At 37.9% G+C, this 20,183-nt stretch carries 14 protein-coding genes; all 14 read right to left on the reverse strand.

Annotated elements, in window-relative coordinates:
• Window positions 1-104: 104 nt before the first annotated feature.
• A complete protein-coding gene (locus J2Z82_RS06230) occupies window positions 105-2,615 on the reverse strand; it encodes a PIG-L family deacetylase (protein WP_209479923.1) in 2,511 nt (836 codons plus the stop codon).
• Window positions 2,616-3,407: 792 nt separating this feature from the next.
• Window positions 3,408-4,595, reverse strand: a complete 1,188-nt coding sequence (locus J2Z82_RS06235; RefSeq protein ID WP_209479924.1) for a site-2 protease family protein — start codon at window positions 4,593-4,595, stop codon at window positions 3,408-3,410.
• A gap of 43 nt (window positions 4,596-4,638) precedes the next feature.
• Complete coding sequence (locus J2Z82_RS19330; RefSeq protein WP_209479925.1) at window positions 4,639-4,875, reverse strand: PTS sugar transporter subunit IIB; 237 nt, start codon at window positions 4,873-4,875, stop codon at window positions 4,639-4,641.
• 245 nt (window positions 4,876-5,120) lie between these two features.
• Complete coding sequence (locus J2Z82_RS06245; RefSeq protein ID WP_209479926.1) at window positions 5,121-8,720, reverse strand: glycoside hydrolase family 97 N-terminal domain-containing protein; 3,600 nt, start codon at window positions 8,718-8,720, stop codon at window positions 5,121-5,123.
• A gap of 301 nt (window positions 8,721-9,021) precedes the next feature.
• Entirely contained in the window at window positions 9,022-9,582 is a 561-nt protein-coding gene (locus J2Z82_RS06250; RefSeq protein ID WP_245251147.1) for a sigma-70 family RNA polymerase sigma factor, read from the reverse strand.
• Window positions 9,583-9,843: 261 nt separating this feature from the next.
• Entirely contained in the window at window positions 9,844-9,978 is a 135-nt protein-coding gene (locus tag J2Z82_RS19545) for a hypothetical protein (protein WP_280922973.1), read from the reverse strand.
• 137 nt (window positions 9,979-10,115) lie between these two features.
• Complete coding sequence (locus J2Z82_RS06255; RefSeq protein ID WP_209479927.1) at window positions 10,116-10,364, reverse strand: sigma factor; 249 nt, start codon at window positions 10,362-10,364, stop codon at window positions 10,116-10,118.
• Window positions 10,365-10,725: 361 nt separating this feature from the next.
• Window positions 10,726-12,222, reverse strand: coding sequence for a malate dehydrogenase (quinone) (mqo, locus tag J2Z82_RS06260; protein WP_209479928.1), 1,497 nt, complete (start codon window positions 12,220-12,222; stop codon window positions 10,726-10,728).
• Between the two features lie 194 nt (window positions 12,223-12,416).
• The gene (locus J2Z82_RS06265; RefSeq protein WP_209479929.1) at window positions 12,417-13,760 is read right to left on the reverse strand and encodes a GntP family permease; all 1,344 of its coding nucleotides are present in this window, start codon (window positions 13,758-13,760) and stop codon (window positions 12,417-12,419) included.
• A gap of 96 nt (window positions 13,761-13,856) precedes the next feature.
• Window positions 13,857-15,041, reverse strand: coding sequence for an L-rhamnonate dehydratase (gene rhmD, locus J2Z82_RS06270; protein ID WP_209479930.1), 1,185 nt, complete (start codon window positions 15,039-15,041; stop codon window positions 13,857-13,859).
• Window positions 15,042-15,067: 26 nt separating this feature from the next.
• On the reverse strand, window positions 15,068-16,093 hold the full coding sequence (locus J2Z82_RS06275; protein WP_209479931.1) for a zinc-binding dehydrogenase: 1,026 nt from the start codon (window positions 16,091-16,093) through the stop codon (window positions 15,068-15,070).
• Window positions 16,094-16,110: 17 nt separating this feature from the next.
• Window positions 16,111-17,013 carry a fumarylacetoacetate hydrolase family protein gene (locus J2Z82_RS06280; RefSeq protein ID WP_209479932.1) on the reverse strand — a complete coding sequence of 301 codons (903 nt, stop codon included), beginning with the start codon at window positions 17,011-17,013 and terminating at the stop codon, window positions 16,111-16,113.
• A 341-nt stretch (window positions 17,014-17,354) separates the two neighbouring features.
• Complete coding sequence (locus J2Z82_RS06285; RefSeq protein WP_209479933.1) at window positions 17,355-18,119, reverse strand: IclR family transcriptional regulator; 765 nt, start codon at window positions 18,117-18,119, stop codon at window positions 17,355-17,357.
• A 715-nt stretch (window positions 18,120-18,834) separates the two neighbouring features.
• Window positions 18,835-20,112, reverse strand: coding sequence for a DHA2 family efflux MFS transporter permease subunit (locus J2Z82_RS06290; protein WP_209479934.1), 1,278 nt, complete (start codon window positions 20,110-20,112; stop codon window positions 18,835-18,837).
• Window positions 20,113-20,183: the final 71 nt, after the last annotated feature.

Here is a 20,183-nt window from a genome sequence, read left to right on the forward strand (position 1 = left end):
TCTAAAGAATTCCCCCAAATCACAGTAAATAATAAATTATGCGATTCAGGGGTTTCTTTTTGTGATTCTCCTGCTGCTGATACTAGGTACTTATAAACATTATTCTATTCTTCATATAGAGGATAGCTGATTAGGTTGCTAAAAATACGATACCCTCCAGGTACATTATTCTGAATTTGTCGGTACCATACTAGGTTTGTATACATGTATGTTCCCTCTCCATGGTCCGCCATCAATATACCACCGTCAAATGACTCCTCATTCGGATCAGCCATACTTACGAACGTTTCAAATCTATCATCCCATTGCATAGGGTAATATAAACCACGTTCCTGAACCCAATTAGACCAATCATCTCCAGTTATATTATTTGGATAGTTAAACAAAGGATGATTTGGTTTTAAAACGTCCACCTCGGCATCTTCATTAGTGACACGCCACTCTATTGAAGGCTGGCCAATAACAAGATTGTATGGACTGGTTTCATCGGGATTCCAATTATCCCAGGGCTTATTGTATTGAACTACAAGATGTCCTCCATCCTCAACGTAATCTAGCAATCGTCCATTGTTATTTCGCAAATCTTCACGAGAAAGATATGCTCTAACACCAGTAACAATGGTGTCGTATTGCGAGAGATCAGCAGATTGAAGATCTTTTTGTGATAATTTCGTAACATCCATCCCAATACCCTGTAATCCTTCAGTAACTTTATCGAAACCACTATCTACATATCCTACCTTCAATGTTTCAGGTACGTTTAAATCGAATGCGGTTCCTTCAACTTTTGCAGGGTAAAGATAGTAGGACTTGTCTATATGATCGTAATTAATTTTTTGTACGTCTGTACTTAATGATTTTCCATTTGCGTTTACAATAGGGTTAATAGAAAATTCACCTTTGTTAACACTAGATCCAGGTGAAACGGTAAATGTTATCGATTTGGTTTCATCCTCTTCTTCAAATGTAACAGGTGCTAATTCAGGCTCAACTTCCCATCCTTTTGGTACATCTAAGCTAACAGATGCATCAAGCTCTCCATTCGTATTATTCTGTACTTCAGTATCCACAGTAACTTGTTCTGGAACATCCAAAGTGTTTACTACTAAGTTATTTGGATTGACCTGTACGGATACATCCGGCAATACAGCCACAGTAGTATTTGTATCATAACTATGACTTACTTTTGTTGATCCTACTGAATAGGATACTTCTGAATGGATAACAGGTTTCTCATAAGGTTTAAAGTAATTGGCATCAGAAGGAACATTGACAGTAAACTCAATTGTTCTCTCCTCACCAGCTTTTAAACTGGACAGGGTTCTTGATTCATTCAAGGTCCACCCCTCTGGTAGATTTAGCGTTGTGCCAATATCTTTTAAAGGGTGCTTCCCTTTATTTGCTAGGATAACGGTAACTTGTGTTTGTCCATTTTGAACAAGCGTAGTATCTTCAACCACTGTCTCTACTTTCAAGTTAGCAGCCACTTTACTTACATCAGAGAGTTGTTGCTGTTTAACATCAAGGCGAAACAGAATATCTTCTTTAATCTTATCTTCCAGATTACTATTGTTTAATTTCGACTCTAACTTTCTTGCTTCATTAAGAGCAATATGAGCCTTTTTCATTGCCTTATCACGATTTGGATATTGTTTTATAACCTTCTCGAGTGTCATTTGAAGATGGTTTAGTTCTTCACTTAACGGTTCGTTATTTAGTTGACTTGCAATTTCAGAGAAATCATATGCTAGTCCATCAAAAAGGTCCTCTTGTTCTGGAATATCCTTTAGTGACTTAGCAAGTCTTAAGTTAATTTTCTCTGGTTCAGCTGGAATGTCATTTCCCATTCCTTGGCTTTTGTGAAGATAACGAGACTCTTCGCCAAGCTGTGGATAAGTCATCCCATAAATCGGATCATACATACCGATTTCTGTTGAAGTAGTTGCGTTTTTAGAATCTGCGGGAAGGTACAATTTTTTAGCTTGCCAAGTAGAAAGCCCTTCTTCCTCAAGCTGTTCTGGATACACGGTTGGATCCGCCGCATCTTCGAAAGCCTTTCTTGTAAGCTGATTAATTGCTCTGTGGTGTCCATGTTGAGTGTTTACATCTAAAAAGGATGTGAAGAGAATATCGGGTTTATAGGTTCTTATTCTATGAATAAAACGTTCGTAGGTTTGGTCACTTCCCCACTTTTCTAACGTTTCATCCGGACTCTTAGAGAAACCAAAGTCATAAATAGGGTCACTAGTTGTTTGACTTAAATGAAATACATCAATACCAGTAATCTCGGAAGCTTCAATAAGCTCATTTGAACGGATTATCCCTAATCCATTACCCAGTTCCTTTCCTATTTCATTTTGTCCTCCTTCCCCACGGTTAGCGATAAGACTCGCAGTTCTTAATCCAAGTCCTCTTGAAAGGTATGCAAGAAGATGACTGCGCTCATCATCCGGGTGAGCACCAGTATTCATGAAACTTAATGTAGTATCTAAAGGCTGCAATGTATTCCAGAGTTCAACATCATGTTCAACTTTTTCTTCCCCCACTGTTTTCATAGGTGTCAATAGTGGGATGAGTAAAAATAGAATTAAAAACAAATAAATAATTTTCTTCATGGTATTTCTCCCTTCATGTTTCTGATACAGTGACAGGTTTACTTACCAAATACTTATTTATCTTCATGTTAGTATCTTAAATACGATCACCTCCTAAATTTAATTGATATATACTTAATATCTTAAGTTAGTAAAGTTTACTTACCAACTCGAGACACACCACAAATGAAATCCCTTTCATTTGTGAAAGTGAAATCTAATTTGCTGAAATTTAATATATTCTTATATTTATCTTCTCTATCTATATTTCACCACCGTTTACATGCTTATCTGGATAAGAAAAAACATTCTTTCTTGCACGCAAGGAAGTAACAGATGAAATATTAACAAATTATTTAAAATAGTTTGTCATTTATTGTTAAAAATACCATATTTATGTCTTCTAGTATATAATCCATTATTACTATTTCATATTATCTAAGAATGCTTCAAATGAGTCTTAAGTACTTAATTTATGCTGACAAAATTCCAATTATATAATGTAAAAGACTAAAGAATAGGTGCTAAAAATAAGCTAGAAATTCATACTCACCACACCAAAAACGCTGTGGAACTTTTAGATCCACTTAGGGTGCAATTTTGAAAAACAGTATCTGCCTAAACTAAATCGAATCTCACATAAAAAAAATGGCACCTGGATAGAAAAAATTAAATTTTTCTTTCCTAATGCCACTTTTTCAGCTTTAGAAACAATAGTACTTAAAAGAAAGGTATTTTCTGCTTTAGCAGAAAATCAACATTTCTTGGTGAGTTGGATGCAAGCTGAGAGGTTACAGTACGAGTGACCCCCCACTACATTCCCGACAACTCACTCGCATCCAAAATACCCATCGCATAAACTAAAATCACAGCAAGCAATATAGCCAAAGCTAAATACAGAACAAGTGACTTAACTTTTGTTCCAACCGAGGTTTGGTAGTATGCTTTTACACGTTTAACCTCTTTTCTAATCTCCATAAGTTGGTATTCATTTTTGTGGTAAATACTTTCTACTATTGAATCGAGATGGCTAGCCGGGTCCACCTCCAGTGTATCCTCTCTAATGTTCATTTCGTTTAGAATTCTTTTTAAAATGTGTTTCTCTGCCTTGTTCTTTTTAATTTCCGTACGCTTCTTTTCCTGTAAAACCGGAAAGGTAAAGCCCTCATTATTTTGCAGATAACGATTAACTTCATCTTTTCGATCTTTGATTTTAATAAATAAGGAAGTAAATTGATTTGCTGTTATTTCGGAATGACCAAAATCGCGTGACCTATTTTCAGCTAAAAAGCGAAACTCCTTATTTAGTTCAGTCAAAACATTCTCTTCATGCTTCATGATTTCCGTGTCTCTATCCTTCTTGAATTGTTTCCACCATGTCACGAGTCCAAAAATAAATATTAAAATTAGGATGGGATCTGGTGAGATAAAAAGTATCGGAATTAGAACTAACAGCCCAACTAACCATATATTCGGTGACAATACACTCACAATCCGTCCACCATCAAGTGGGGATACCGGAAATAGGTTGAATAAATTAATAAGTGCACCAAGCTGAATGACAAGAGCCCAGTAAGGATCCCCTGTTGTCGTATATAGTGCAAATGCTGGAAGAATGGATATTAATCCAGCTAAAGGACCACCATACGCCACAAAAAATTCTGTTTTAGCATTGTCGATTTTTTTAGGGTCTATCCCAATTGCAGCCCCTAAGAATGGGATAAAAACTGCAGGACTTGTTGGAATGTTTTTCATCTTTGCTGCAACAAGGTGCCCCATCTCGTGAATAAATATTAAGTAAACAAGTGCGATTGCAAATTTCCATCCAAAAAATATCGCATATGCCCAAAGTGATACAAACATTGAAGCTAGCGTAGCAAATTTCCCAACCTTGAGTAAGACTAGCAGCCATTTTGCTTTGGTTAATAAGAAGACTCCAATTACGGCTAGCCATCCCCAGTAACTTTTATTTTTATTTTGTTTAGCAGTTGTTGCCATCATAAATCCCCTCTATCCATTGTTGCTCTCATCTATATTAGCAAGTTTAACATAAACTTATTTTTGGGTGTTTTATATTTTTAATTAACTGATTAACTAAAGGGTGGAGCGATCCTTTAGAGGCATTTTCCAGTTCTTTAACGGCTTTATTCTGAGCAACCGCCCAGATCTTCACATCAATTCCACGACCTTCCGCTTCCTCCTCCATTTTTTTAACTAATAGACTTGTAGACATTCCTGATGAACATGCTAATAAATATGTTTCATAATAGTTCCTCCCCATAGGCTTGTTTATCTTGAAGTAATTTCATTATAATTTAAAAGCGCTTACATGTAGATACAATGTATTTCCGTTGATAGTAGGAAATATTTATTTTTGGATTTGCTTTTGGCAGAAAGGATTAAAAAAGGTTAGGAACCTGAGCGGACATTATCCGCGTAGTTCCTAACCTTTTAATGCACAAAGATTAACCGGTAGAAAGTTCTTGCCTAGTTAATAGTAGCTACCATATTGGCAGCTTAATAACTTTAATTAGTCTCAATCAAAGTTAATGTCACATTATCAATCTGCAAATTAGTATTACCAGGTGCTTCCTGATAAAAAGCAATTTCCAGGGTTCCGTTGGTCACCTGCACAGTTCCACTTATCTCTTTGTACTCTGGTCCATGAGCAATATCAGTGTATACAGGGTCTCCTCCATAACCTGATAATTCCATTCTGCTTAGATCAGCAGTCCCGGTATTTTGCTTAACCATTGCACTCACGGTATACGTACCATTTTCGAGTTCAGTTATTGTTTGTGAAACCTCTGCAGTATATGGATTAGAACTCCATATCCAATACTTACTGCCTTCATATGCATCGTTACTGTCTACACCACCAGATGCATTACCTGTCAACGTCCATCCAGTTGTTCCATCTTCAAAATCTCCGTTGATCAATTTTAAAGTTGGATCATCATAGCCTGGTACCTCTACGTCCGGCTTATCTTCCCCTTCTACAAATATCTCCAACGGGGTGACTGGCCCAGCATAAAGACCGCCACCACCTGTTCCATCAAAAACTCTTATACTAATAACATTTTCTTCACCATATTGGATGGCTTCTGCAGGGATAACATATTCTCTATCCGCTTCCCATGCAGTGACCATCCCTTCTTCCCCTTCTCCTGTTGGGAACGTTCCGGTTTGGCCAATCTTATGTCCGTTGAAGTATGTTGTGTCTACATCATCAATCTTTCCCAATCTTACTTTTAATGAATGACCTTCCCATTCTGCAGGAATGTCGATTGTTTTTCTGTACCATCCATATACACTGTTATCTGTATAGTTAGAGTGTTCCTCCCAGCTTGATGGAAGGTTTACTGTTTCCCAATCGCTATCATCAAAATCTTCTTCTTTCCAGCTAGGATCGTCTCCTTTTTGGAATAACCATTCCCCTGCCATTTCAATAGAAGGTAATCCTATCGTTTTTGTAAGGTCACCTAAGGAAACTTCGAAAATGCCAACAGTTTCTGTAAGCTGATAAGTAAGCTTCACTTCTACGCTTGCTCCTCCTGCCTGTGCAGGCACTTCTACTGTTTCACTTTTTACAACCTCGCCATTCACATATAATGGCACCTCTGTTTCTCCTGCATAGCTCCCATAGTTAACTACATCGGCTGTTGCTGTAATTGTTTGACCTTCTAACAATACATCTAAATTGTAATAATCAAATGTTGGTTCTTTTTCATTAACCGTTACTTGTTGTGTATTTAGTCCATTTACACCGAATTCATAATCACCTGCTTCAAACAGTTTTTTGTAGGTTAAGCTTACCTCCTTGGTACTTCTAGGAGCAACCCTTACAAACTTTTCATCTACCTTTTCCCCATCAATTTTCAATTCCAATTGTTTAGCGGCAATTACATTTCCTTTATTTCTAACGTTGACTTTCACTGCAAATTCATCATTGGATTGAATAGACTTAGCAAAATCTTCATAGGAAACTTTCACTTTTTGTTTCTTGTAATTCGGAAATTTTGCTAGTTCCTTTTCAGATGCCGGATAAATTCTAACTGCTTGCCCGCCACCTGCTGCAAGGGAAGCAGTTAAGGTGTCATTCGACTTTACAATTACTTTATTTATAGAGACCGATGTTGGATTCGTTACCAAATCTGCGTCAGGACCATCAGAATAAATTTCAGCTACATATTGTTCACCTTTATCCAGGAAGTCCAGGGCTATATCCAAATTTCTCGCGTTTTCATCTGTGATACTTCCGATATACCATTCTTCTCCACTGCGACGGATAATACTGGCATAATCTCCAATTGCAGCGTCTGGAACGATGATATCATCCCATGTTACCGGGACGTCCTTAATAAACTGAAATTCTGGTAAAATATTTCCATCCTCATCCTTGTAGTTTTCTGGTAAATCCGCAACCATCTGTGTTCCACTGGAAATGGTTACATATAAGGCTAGTTGTTTAGCTCGTGTTGTATGGACACGTGTATTCGCATGTGATATTTCAACATCAAAAATTCCTGGTGTAAAATCAATAGGTCCACCCATCATTCTAGTGAATGGAAGAATTGTTGCATGTTCAGGAGGATTTGTATCGTCGCTAAAGGCACTATATTCCATTCCACTAACACCTTCACGACTCATCCAGTTCGGATAGGTACGTTCAAGGCCTGTACCTTTAATTGGTTCGTGGGTATCAATCATAATCTGATGTTCGGCCGCTCTTTTCACAGCATCTAAGTAATGATTAACTATATATTGACCATGATGACGCTGCCCCTCTGGATTATGGATTCCATTGTCAGCAACATATCCACTTTTAATGGCATGAATCCCTAACTCTTGATAAAAATCATAGGCTTCACCCATTTGATTCTCGTAATTCACGATATCTCCTGATGTTTCGTTATGCATAATATAAGAGACATCTTTATTTTGCGCATACTCGACAACCTCTTTTAAATCATAGTCGGGATAAGATTTAGTGAAATTAAATTGATCTCCATTTTCAATCCAATTCCCATCCCAGCCAATGTTCCATCCTTCGACTAATAGACCGATATTTTGGTTTTCCGTATCAAGATAGTTGTGGGCGAAATCAATATATTCTTTTGCATGTTCTGTTGTAGCACCATGCTTTGGACCTGATGCCCATGTTGATTTGCCACTAATCATTTCCCACCAAACCCCTACATATTTCATTGGCTCAATCCATGAAGTATCCTCTAGAGCATTCGGCTCATTTAGATTTAAAACCATATCTGATTCAACAAGATCACCAGCGTTTTCTCCAACTTGAATGGTCCTCCACGGCGTTTCTATTGGGAATGAATCCTTTTTAACCTTTGTACCATCTGGCCATGGTGCTAAGTGACTTTCTAATGTATTTTCTTTTCCATCTACTGCTTTTAGAGCCATACCCGCGTAATCTATTAAAGCAGCCTCATGAACAGTAAGGTGTATCCCTTCTGGTGTCTTCATAGTAAAAGGAGTACTAACTTCTTGAACTTGACTTAATGGAGTTTGTTTATAGTTATATTCATAACTATCCCAGTCATTCGGAATCCACCAGGAAGTATTATTACTTGATAATTGAAATTCCGTTTCCTCTGATGTTATTTCTATATGTTCACTACTAAAACCATCTTGTTCTGGCAGGACATATTTAAACCCTAACCCCTCATCAAAAACTCTAAAGATAAGGTTCAATTTTCTATGTGGTTCTTCTTCCTCCTGCAGATAAACTGTTAATTCTTCATAATGGTTTTTTATCTCGCTTTTTTCACCCCATTGAGGCTCCCAGGTTTTGTTAAAACTATTAGTAGTAGTTTTTATGATTTTAAAGTTATTTTTTAAGGGTAATTGTTCTTTAAACTCAAATCCTAAAGTTGAGGAATCAACAAGATTAACCCCGTTATAGGAAAGCTGATAACTTGGCGCTCCCTTATCAGTTAGTTGAAAATCCAGGTTTACCTTGCCATCAGGTGAGCCTACCTGGGCGGTCATCTCCTGTTCACTTTCCACTTCGGCACTTACTTGTACAACCGTTGCCATGGAAAAAGCTAGTATTAAACTTAGCATCAGGTAAAATTTCCGTATTACTTTATCTTTATTTCCCATACTTTTCCTCCTTTTAATCATTTTACTAGCTTGAAATTATCGTCAGACGCTTGACCGTTCTTCTAAAAAGTACTCCCTCCCTCATTATTAGAAAACGCTTACAATAATTTATTATACAGAAATTTCTAATTTTTTTAGTGATTAAAGTCTGTACTTTCTTATGATTCTTATCAATTTTTTATTATGGGAATCAATTTCATAATTACTCTTTTGAGGGACAGGTTGAGCTTTTATTTTTGGTTTATTCAATTTCAACATTCTAGTAGTCGCGTTTCAGTGACCTCCTCCTGTCCCCCCGAATTCACGAGGGCCGATACAAACTCTCAAGATACTCCCCTTCATCCTTCAATTTCTTCCTTACCTCTCTCCCCCAGCTTTTCACGGCATCAAAGGACACACCTTCCAGCTGGGCAATCTCTTGCATTGACATCCCTTCAATGATAAAGAATTGCACCCATTTCCATTGATTTTCACTTAGCTTTGATTTCACGCTTTCCCAAAAGGTATTATCCTCGATAGTGATACCATTCGGGTCGAACATTGGAAGTTTCATTGTCCCGCAGCTGTTGCCATTATCTACTTCGCATATCTCTTTTTGATTAATTTTCTGTTCGTTATTGTCTTCTCTTGTTTTCATTCTGAGCATGTCGATTAGGCGGTTGCGAATTGTGTAGTTGAAATAGGTTGCAAGTGGGCCTTTGTCCGGGTCGTATTTCTTGTAAGCCATCCACATCGCGTACAATCCTTCCACATAGAATTCCCGATGCGGATCGTTAATTCCAAGCTTCAGCATATGATAATGGATCCTTCTTTCATTTTGCTCGAATATTTCTTCAAACGTCATACTCACCTTTTCAGTCATTGTTTCTCCCCCTAGTAACTATTGAATAGAGCAAGTCCACTAAATCTCATCCTATGTATCTCTCAATTTTCGCTGTAAAATAGGAAAATGTCCCTGTAATTGTGACATTCAGAATATCCCTCTATTCATTTGTATAATCGATAGAACTCTGAAAAAGGTGGCATTTAACTGAAAAAAATTATGTATGAATTTTTTAGAAATAAACAAAACTGCCAGATCAACTAGTGAACAACCACCTCAGACCTAACAGTTTCTATGTTTTTATACTGCTTCAGCAAAACCTACACCCAAATTAAAAGCTAAAGAATGGTGGAATCTGACTCCAATTCCCCAGCTTTTCACTGTCTCTGTGGTTACGCTTTCATTTTTGCGACTTCCTTTAATGGGATTCCTCATAAAAACTCCCTCATTTCCATTGGTTTTCTAGCTTTTTCTTCAAGTTCTCCCAGAACATATCTGTGATTCCTGATTGATCTACCATTGGAAATTTCGTTCATCCGTGCCGATTGCTTTATCCGTGCTACATATTTCTTCTATGTTGTTACCTTCTCTTGTTTGTTTTTCAAATCAATGAGACGTTTATGAATTGTGTAGTTAAAGTAAGTTGCCAGTGGTCCTTTGTTTGGCTCGTATTTTTTGTATGCCATCCACAACTCATATAATCCTTCCACATAAAACTCCCGATGCGGATTGTAGCTACCAAGCTTGTGCATATGGTAGTGAATTCTTTTTGCATTTTGCTTAAAGAATTCCTCAAATGTTACATTTTCTTTGTCGTTCATTGATTTACCCCCTTTATTATTCTCTTATATAATAGAGTATGTTCACAAATTCGTCATCTATTTTTTTCCAATTTTAACTAAAAATTTAGCTTTTATTGAAAAAATGTCGAAAATTTGTAATATTTTACCGAAAAGTACGTCTATTTCAGCTATTTAATCGAAAAAGTCACATAAAAGGTGGCATAACTTTGAAAATATTAGTTTTTATGGAATGACACCTCACCTCCAATTTCCACCTAAAAATTATTAAAGATTTTTTGACAAAATCCGGGAAGTGACAGGCACCCCCACACAAAAAAGCTTCCCACACCCAAAAAAAGCCCATCCCCTCGAAAGGGAATGAGCCTCATTCATTACTTGATTATTCCTGCTCCTTCAAATCATTCAATTCCAGGGCTTTCATTGTTGATGTTTTAATTTCAGCAATAAGTTCAGGTTTATCAGATAATTTTTCACCATATGAGGGAATCATTTCTTTTAATTTTGGTTTCCACTCATTAAGTTTTTGTGGGAAGCATTTTTCAAGTAATCCAAGCATGTCTGAAACAGACGTTGATGCACCTGGAGAACCACCAAGTAACGCAGCCAATGTTCTATCATGACTATGAACAATTTCCGTATCACTAAATTGAATAATTCCTTTACCAGCTGGCGTATCCTTAATCACTTGCACACGTTGTCCAGCCACTTTAAGTTCCCAATCTTCATCTTTTGCATTAGGAAAGAATTCTCGTAATTCATTCATCCTCTCTTTCTTTGATAGTCTCAATTGCTGAATCAAGTATTTCAGCAAGGATATATTTTTGACGCCAGCTGCTAACATGGTAATCATGTTGTTCGCTTTGACTGAAGCAAACAAGTCCATATTTGAACCTGATTTAAGAAACTTAGGTAAAAAGCCTGCAAAAGGACCAAAAATTAATGTTCTTTTACCGTTGATAAATCGCGTATCCAAATGGGGAACAACCATTAGTGGTGCTCCAGGTGGATTCTTACCATATACCTTTGCGTAGTGCTGTTCGATCACCTTAGAATTATTACATTCCAAATATTGTCCACTGATAGGAAAACCGCCAATGTGTTTCCCTTCAGGAATTCCGGTTTTCTGTAATAAAAGCAAGCTGCCACCGCCGGCTCCTATAAAAACAAACTTTGAAGTATGCGTTCCAATTGCACCGTTTTTGTCGCGAACCTTCAATTCCCACAACCCATCTGTGGTCTGCTTAATATCTAACACATTATGATTGTAATTAACAGTTACGTTTTCTCTCTCCAGGTAATCGTACATGGTGCGAGTCAATTCCCCGTAGTTAACATCTGTACCATCATCAATTTTCGATCCGGCAACAGACTCATTTGCTGACCTATCATTCATAATAAGCGGGAACCATTCTTTTAATCGTTCTGGATCTTCGGAAAACTCTATTTCCTGAAATAAAGGATGCCCAGATAATGCTTCAAAGCGTTTTTTTAAAAATGCTACATTTTCCTCGCCTTTAACAAAACTCATGTGAGGTAAACTGGTAATAAAATTACGTGGGTTCTCGATCAAATTATGATTTGCCAAATAAGACCAGAGTTGCCTTGACAATTGAAAACGTTCATTGATTCTAACTGCTGCATTGATATCGATGGAACCGTCAGATTGTTCGTTTGTATAATTCAACTCGCATAATGCGGCATGTCCTGTGCCTGAATTATTTTTTTCGTTAGAGCTTTCCCCGCCAGCAACTCCAAGCTGCTCGAAAGCTGTAATTTTCCAACCGGGTTCTAATTCTTTAATCAATATTCCTAATGTTCCACTCATAATCCCAGCACCTATTAAAACAACGTCTGATGTAGATGATTGATAACTCATTTTGGTTCACTCCCATTTATATAGTTCGAATTCTCGTTTAAACAAATTTCGAAATTATAAGACCATAAGCTCCGTTTTCGAAAGAAAGTGGAAATACTTTCGAAAACGGAGCCAATCTGTTGGTTCCAGTACTTATGGAAATATGAAAGGTAATTATGAAACTCGTATAATAACATCCTCTATAAAACTTATACTTAGAATATATGTGCTCCGATTATCGTAATGAATAATACGACAAAACCGGCAATTGCTTCACTAGTGGTATATGTTTTCAGACCACCCTTAACAGTTAATCCAGCAATTTTGGTCGAAATCCAGAATCCACTGTCATTCACATGCCCAAGCATTAATCCACCTGAGAGAGAAGCCATGGCAACCCAAACCGGATGAATATCGACACCTGTTGCGACTCCAGCCATAATAGTCATTGTAGTAATACCGGCTACTGTACCTGAACCGGTGATTGTCCTAAACATAACACCCATAAAAAATGCTACCAAAATAATACTTATTGTAGACTGGGCATCGCTTACAAAAATATCTACAATAGCCTGATCAATGCCAGTATTTTCGATAATTTTCCCGAAAGCTCCACCAGCCCCCGTAATTAACAATACGATACCTGTTGCCTGCATTGCTTCTGAAGAGGAATTATCTCTTTCTTCTTTGCTAAGCGATTTGGCTGCGATAAAGTAGGCTGCTAATGTACCGATTAATAATGCAATAATCCGATGACTAAAGAAGGCAATTACTGCAGGATTCTCATCATAGAAAACGCTTCCAACTGAACCTAAAATAATCATAATACTTGGCAAAATGATTGGAATTAAGGCCAGGAATGCAGATGGCGGATTTGATGGAACATCTATTCTTCCAAAAGTATTGTCCAGTGACTCATCCTCGTCCTGCTCTTTATTCCAAAATCCTTTATCCAAAATAATGAAATATATTTTGATCGTTAACATTGTAGCCGCAAATCCAACTAATGTACCTATCAAAATCATAATTCCTAAGTCAAAATCCAATATACTTGCAGCAGCTAATGGATTTGGTGTTGGAGGTACCAGTGTATGCGCTACAGCTGCACCAATTATGATTGCCCCTACAGAGTATGGTAAAGGTTTATTTGCTTGTTTCCCCAATTGAATTGCTAATGGTACCAATATGATAAAGGCAACATCAAAGAATACTGGTATAGCCAGGATGAACGAAGCGGCACCCAAGGCATATAAAGCCCATTTTTCGGATGTCCTGTTCAAAACTGCTGTCGCAATCGAGTAAGCACCACCGGAATCGGAAATAAGTTTACCCAATATAACCCCGAGACCAATTGGAATACCCAATGCAGTCATTAATCCTCCAAAGCCTTCTGAAATACTAGTTAACGTTTCCACGAGTCCAAGTCCTGAAACAATCCCCATAAATAAACTGGCAATAACTAACGTCACAGCAACATTAAATTTAAACTTCATTGCTAACGTTAGAATGATTACAAGTGATAAAAATAAGTATCCTATCAAAAGAATATCTTCACTCATATTTCTGTCTCCCCTTTGTTATTTTAATATTAAGAAATATATTTATCTACTTCCGGGCGAGATAAGCTTACCTCGCCCTGGAAGTTGAAGATTCTATTAATCTTTATTTACTTTTTGCAGATTTGCATTTTTATTGAGGCTTACCCCAAAGCCTGGACGGTCGTTTAATTTGACTTTACCGTTTTCTGGAATAATTTCATCCTCAAGTAATGGGTAATATTGCGGAACAACCTTGTCTGCATTCGGGCTCATGACCAAATATTCTGCAAACGGACTGTTTGTCTTGGTAGTCACATAATGATAGCTGTACACTCCACTGCCATGAGGAATTACATACTTTCCATAGCTTTCAGCCAAATTACCGATCTTTATTAGTTCGGTTAATCCACCACACCATCCAACATCCGGCTGGATAATATCTACGTCACTGAACTCCATTAACATTCTGAATCCATAGCGTGTCGCTTCATGCTCTCCGCCGGTAACCATCATGTTATTTGGTGCCCTTTTCTTCAAGTCACGGTATGCCCAGTAATCATCCGGGTTGAAGCATTCCTCAATCCATCTAAATCCAAGCTCTGATGATTTTTCCATTAATTTTTGTGCGTATGGCAAATCGAGTGACATCCAGCAATCCCACATAAGCCAGAAATCATCGCCAACTCGTTCACGCATATCTGCTGCCTGTTCAATGTTTTTCCTTAACCCTTCTTCGCCATCAGCAGGACCATATACCAGTGGAATTTTACCACCGATAAAGCCCATTTCTTTAGCCAAATCCGGACGCGGTCCGGTTGCATAACATGAAATCTCATCCCGGACTTTACCGCCAATCATGGCATATACAGGTTCCTGTCTGACTTTTCCAATTAAATCCCATAATGCAAGATCGACAGCTGAAATCGCATTCATAACAACGCCTTTTCGACCATAATACATTGTTGAGCGATACATTTGGTCCCACATTTTTTCAACATTTTCCACTGGTTGTCCAACAATAAATCGATCCAAGTGATTCATGACTATCCACGCAGCCGGGTAGCCTCCTGTTGAAATTCCAACACCAACTTCTCCATTATCCGCTTCAACCTCGATTACTAATGTCTTTAAAGCATTAATCCCAAAACTTGTTCTTGTTTTTTTGTATTCAGGATAAATACTCATTGGTGTTGCAATTTGATTGACAATCCAATGTTCCTGTCCCTGATCGTGATAGTCACCGCCGCCACCACCTGCAACATATGCACGAATGTCTTTGATCTTCCGACCGGTCAACCCCATTATTCTACCTCCCTAAAGCATTCCTATTATTTATTAAGATCAAGGAAAATTTTGCTGTTTTTAACTTTGCCTTCAATTAAATCCATGAAAGATTGTTGTCCCTCTTCCAGTTTACGAACTTCTGTCCACCCATCTGGTGTAACCTTGGCATTGACAAGTAATTGAACTGCATCTTGGAAATCCTGTCTGGAATAACAGAAAGATCCTAATACCGTAATCTCACTTCTAATAAAGTCATTGATTGGTAAAGGGGTCTCATTAACTCCCAGTCCAACATTCATAATAACGCCACCAGGGTTGATAACTTTAGCTGCTTGTGATCTAGTTGGCAAAAATCCAACGGCATCAATTAACACATCTATCCCTTTATTACCAGCGATTTTCTCCAGTTCCTGTTCAAACCCGTCCTCACTGTTATTCAGGGTGTGCTCAATACCAATTTCATTCAACGTTTGCAACCGTTCTTCATTAATATCAGCAACAATTACATGGTTTGCACCAAGTTCTTTTGCAACAAAAGAACTTAATAAACCGATAGCTCCTGCACCATAAATCAATACATTTGGTACAGTATGTAAAACAAGTACTCTTCTTACAGCTCTGAAACAGCAAGCTAATGGTTCTGCCAGTGCCGCAGCATAGGAGTCAATTCTTTCTGGCACTTCAACAACAGCACTTGCAGGAACAGCAACATATTCCGCAAATGCACCTGAACGGTGAATTCCGATGATTTGTCTGTTTTCACATTGCGTTTCATTACCTCGTACGCATTGTTTACAGCTGCCACAAGTTAATAGTGGATTTACGACAACCTTTGCGCCCTTCGTAACTCCATTAACATCTTCGCCTAAACGCTCCACATGGCCACTAAACTCATGACCCATTATGAGCGGTGGTACACGCAAACTATTATGTCCTAAAAAGCCCTCAATTTCAGAACCGCAAATACCGGCGACATCCACTTTTACCAATACTTCATCCTTTGCCAGTTCGGGTACGGATCTTTCCTCTACATCCATTTGCTTTGGTCCATTCCATGATAGTACTTTCATCTGTTTCCCCCTCGCTGTTATCGAACTGGATTTTCCAGTACTCCAATATTCTCTATCTCAATTTTGCATGTATCACCCGATTTTAAAAATAATTGCGGATCACGGAAAACGCCAACCCCATGAGGCGTTCCGGTTGCAATGATATCTCCAGGTTCAAATGTGAATCCTTTTGACAGATACGAAATGATGAATGGAATATTAAATATTAAGTGTTTCGAATTTGAATCCTGCAATCTTTCCCCATTCAATTCCAGTTTGATATCCAAATGGTGGGGATCTTCAATATCATCTTTTGTAACAATCACAGGCCCAATTGGTGCAAATGTATCATAGGACTTCCCTCTTACCCACTGTACATCAGCAAATTGTACATCCCTGGCACTGACATCATTAAGGATTGTGTAACCAAAGACATGATCCATTGCATCTTCTTCAGGGATATTCTTACCTTTCTTCCCAATGACAACTGCAAGCTCTGCTTCATAATCAACCTGTTTTGATTCCTCAGGTAATTCAATCGCTTCACCAGGAGCTGTTAGACATGAAGGCCATTTTGAAAAAATCATCGGTTGTTTTGGTGGTTCCACATTCTGTTCAATACAATGGTCCATATAATTATTTCCTACACAAACTACTTTTCCTGGACGAGATACCGGATTCAACACCTTGACGTCCTCATAACGATAAACCGCTTCCGTTACTTTATCTGGGTTTTCTTTTGCCCACGTCCAGACTTTGTTAATAACAGGCAATGTTTTATCATTATTAACTACCAATTCATCCAAATTATTTACTAATGAAACATTTTGATCGGTTGCTTCATTATATAAATCTACTAATTTTACCAATTCATATACATTTGCTTCTTCTTGAATACCAATTCTTTCTTGTTCCTTTAATTCGAATGTGAGTAATTTCATGTTTCCACTCCTTGTTAGTTAATTATTAAATTTGATAACGTTTCCAAAAAGATTTAATTAAGTGGCAGATATTCTATCCTTTAATTGAATCTCCCCTTTTACAAGGTTTATTATAATAAACTTAGTTTCTCTAAATGAACTATTAATATAGTAACATAAGACAATTTATTGTCAAATAATTTTTAACCTTCTTCAACTTTGAAAATTTGGCTTATCGCTAAGCCTTAATTGGGAAAGCCTTCGCTACGCTTATGCGCTCAATTTTTAATGTTTTCTAACCACTAAAAAAATGCCATATCCCAGTCAAACAGGAATATGACATCATTAATACCTTCATTATTTTATCCTAAATAGCCGCTTATCTTAGATAGTTTGTTTGCTAATTCAATAATTTCTGTGGTTGCTATATCTTTCTTCTTTATCCAACTCGTTTTCGGCATAGTAAAACTTATGCCATAAAAAATCCGATTGCTATGATCATAAACAGGTGCTCCTACACAATAAAACCCCTCAGCACCCTCCTGCTCTTCTACCACATATCCATCTGCTTTAGCCTTTTGTAACTGGTTCCATAACTGTTCAATATTTTCCACTGTATAATCCGTTTTCTTTTTAAATGATTCATCTTTATAAATTTCTTTTAGTTCGTCAAATTCATACTGCGCCAACTGAATCTTTCCGATTGCTGAAGCGTACGCCGCAAATCGGGTTCCTGGATCCGTTACAAGTCTGACCGGTGAGCTTCCTTCTTCCCTACCGATATAAAAAACATCGCCACCCATTAGTTTGCCTAATTGAATATGTTCATCGACGATTTCGATCGCCTTTTTAGCCTCACTAGAAAACGTTTCCATAATATTGAATTGATTTAAATAAGTGGAACCGATAAATCCTAAAACTGAGCCCAGATTATATTTCTCATTCTGTCCTTTTTCGATCCATCCTAACTTCTCCATTGTGTTTAATAAAGAATACATAGAACTTTTATTTATTTCTAATCGATTTGATAAATCAATCAACCTTAACCCATCCGGATTCTTAGCAACTTGTTCAATAATCAGGTTTGCCCTTTCCAGCGCCGGCACCCAATACTTTTGCTTTACCAATTTCTACCACCGCTCCTTTATCAGTGAAATTTCAGTTTATAATAGTAAACTGACTTTATTATAACACACATATATTAACGACAATATTAAGGCACATTTCGTGTCTCGTCTTTTTAATGAAACAGTTGATGTTGCTGAAATAATTTCAACATAGATTTCCATGTTGTTCTGTCTAATAGACTCAATGATGCTGCGTTTTAGGGAATTGTCGCTTGTAATCTATTTTCACAACATTATTTTTCTTCTCATTCATGTACCTCCATATTTTTTTATTACAATCTACTATGAACAAAACGAATGGAGGTTTCATTTTTTGTAGTGTGGTCTGTCCCTAAGTCCATACCCATGCTTTGTTAAGAACCGTCACCATGTTTCTAAAAAAAGGAAAATAGTACGCTGATTTTTGCCATTAGAAAAACGCCAAAGATACTGACCCTACAATGTTATTGGCGTTTTGGGTGTCAGACTTTAATCCATATATTTTTAACGGTTAATCTTATTGCTAAATAATCGTAGGCGGGAGAACCACCTAGTGTGGGTAAGATATCAAAACCCTCCAAAATAAAAGCCACCCAAACGTCATTACCCTCTTTCACCAGCCTGCTTCTCACTTTCTAAAAACAGAGAAAGAAGCAATCCTGTGACAGCAAACAAAAATGCGACGAAGAAGGCGGTTTTTACGCCGGTTAGGTAATTAGCGGGTTGTGCTACTGCCTCAGATCCGGACCCAACATTGCTGATAAACGAAATAATAAACGTCAGTCCCAATCCCCCCCCCAAATTGGCGGGCGGTATTGATTACCGCAGTCCCATGTGGAATCAGCTTATCAGGCAAAGCATTGATGCTAGCGGTCATGATGGGCATATTAATTAATGCCACCCCGCCCATGGCAATCATGAATAATCCCATCGTAATAATGAATGACGTGTGAAGACCAAGAATTAAATGAAAGCCGAGTGTGCTTAGACTGAGCAGCACAAAGCCAATAATTGCAATTGTTTTGCCACCGTATTTATCAAACAATCTTCCTGCCAAAAGCGACATAGCAGCAAGTGTCAGCGCGCCGGGCATCACAATCAGGCCCCCGTAATAAGCTGAGAACTGCTGAGCGTTTTGCACATACATCGGCAAAATCGTCTCGGTTGCGATAAGAAGACTGAACGAAAGGATGGATACAAACGCAATAAGTGCAAAGACAGGCACTTTAAGCACACGAATCTCCAGGATAGGTGTCGTGAGCCGCAACTGCCGAACCAAAAATAAACCCAGTGCGAGGGCTCCGGCAATCAGACTGGTAAGTGTAACTGGATCAATTATGCCACCCTCCTGTATGTTATTGAAACCGTACAGTAAGCCGCCAAAACCAATCGTTGACAGTATAATGGATAAGATGTCGATGTCTGTGTTTCGCTGCTCGGTAATATTACGCATAAACAAGAAAGTAAAAAGTAGAATACATGCTGCAATCGGCAGGGTTATCAGAAACAACGAACGCCAGTCAAAATAGCTAATCACAACACCGGAAATAGGCGGACCAACCGCGGGCGCAACGTTAATCACAAGACCGGCCAATCCCATCGCATATCCTCTTTTTTCCTTTGGATACAGAAGGAACAACAGTGTCTGCATTAACGGTATCATTATGCCAGATCCCATTCCCTGAATAACACGTCCAATTATCAGGATGGGAAACGAAGGTGCAAACAAACAGATCAATGTCCCTGCAAAAAACAAGAACATAGCACCCATCATTAATGTCCTTGTTTGAAATTTATCAATAAAATAAGCCGTTATCGGAATCAGAACGGCGATTGTTAACATATAGCTGGTTGTTAGCCATTGGACTTCCGTTGAGTTAATCTCAAACCCACTCATGATTTTTGGAAAAGCTGTAATGAGCAGAAATTGTGTCAAAACAGATAAAAAAGCAGCCGATAATACAATCGCCACAATTAGGCGTCGTTGAATTCGTGATAGATTCACCGCAGTCATCTCGCTCCCCTCCCTCTCTAGTCAAACTCTTCCTATGTAGATACAACCATATTACATGTCACACAATGTTT

The organism is Virgibacillus litoralis, assembly GCF_017873675.1.
Lineage (GTDB): Bacteria > Bacillota > Bacilli > Bacillales > Amphibacillaceae > Lentibacillus > Lentibacillus litoralis.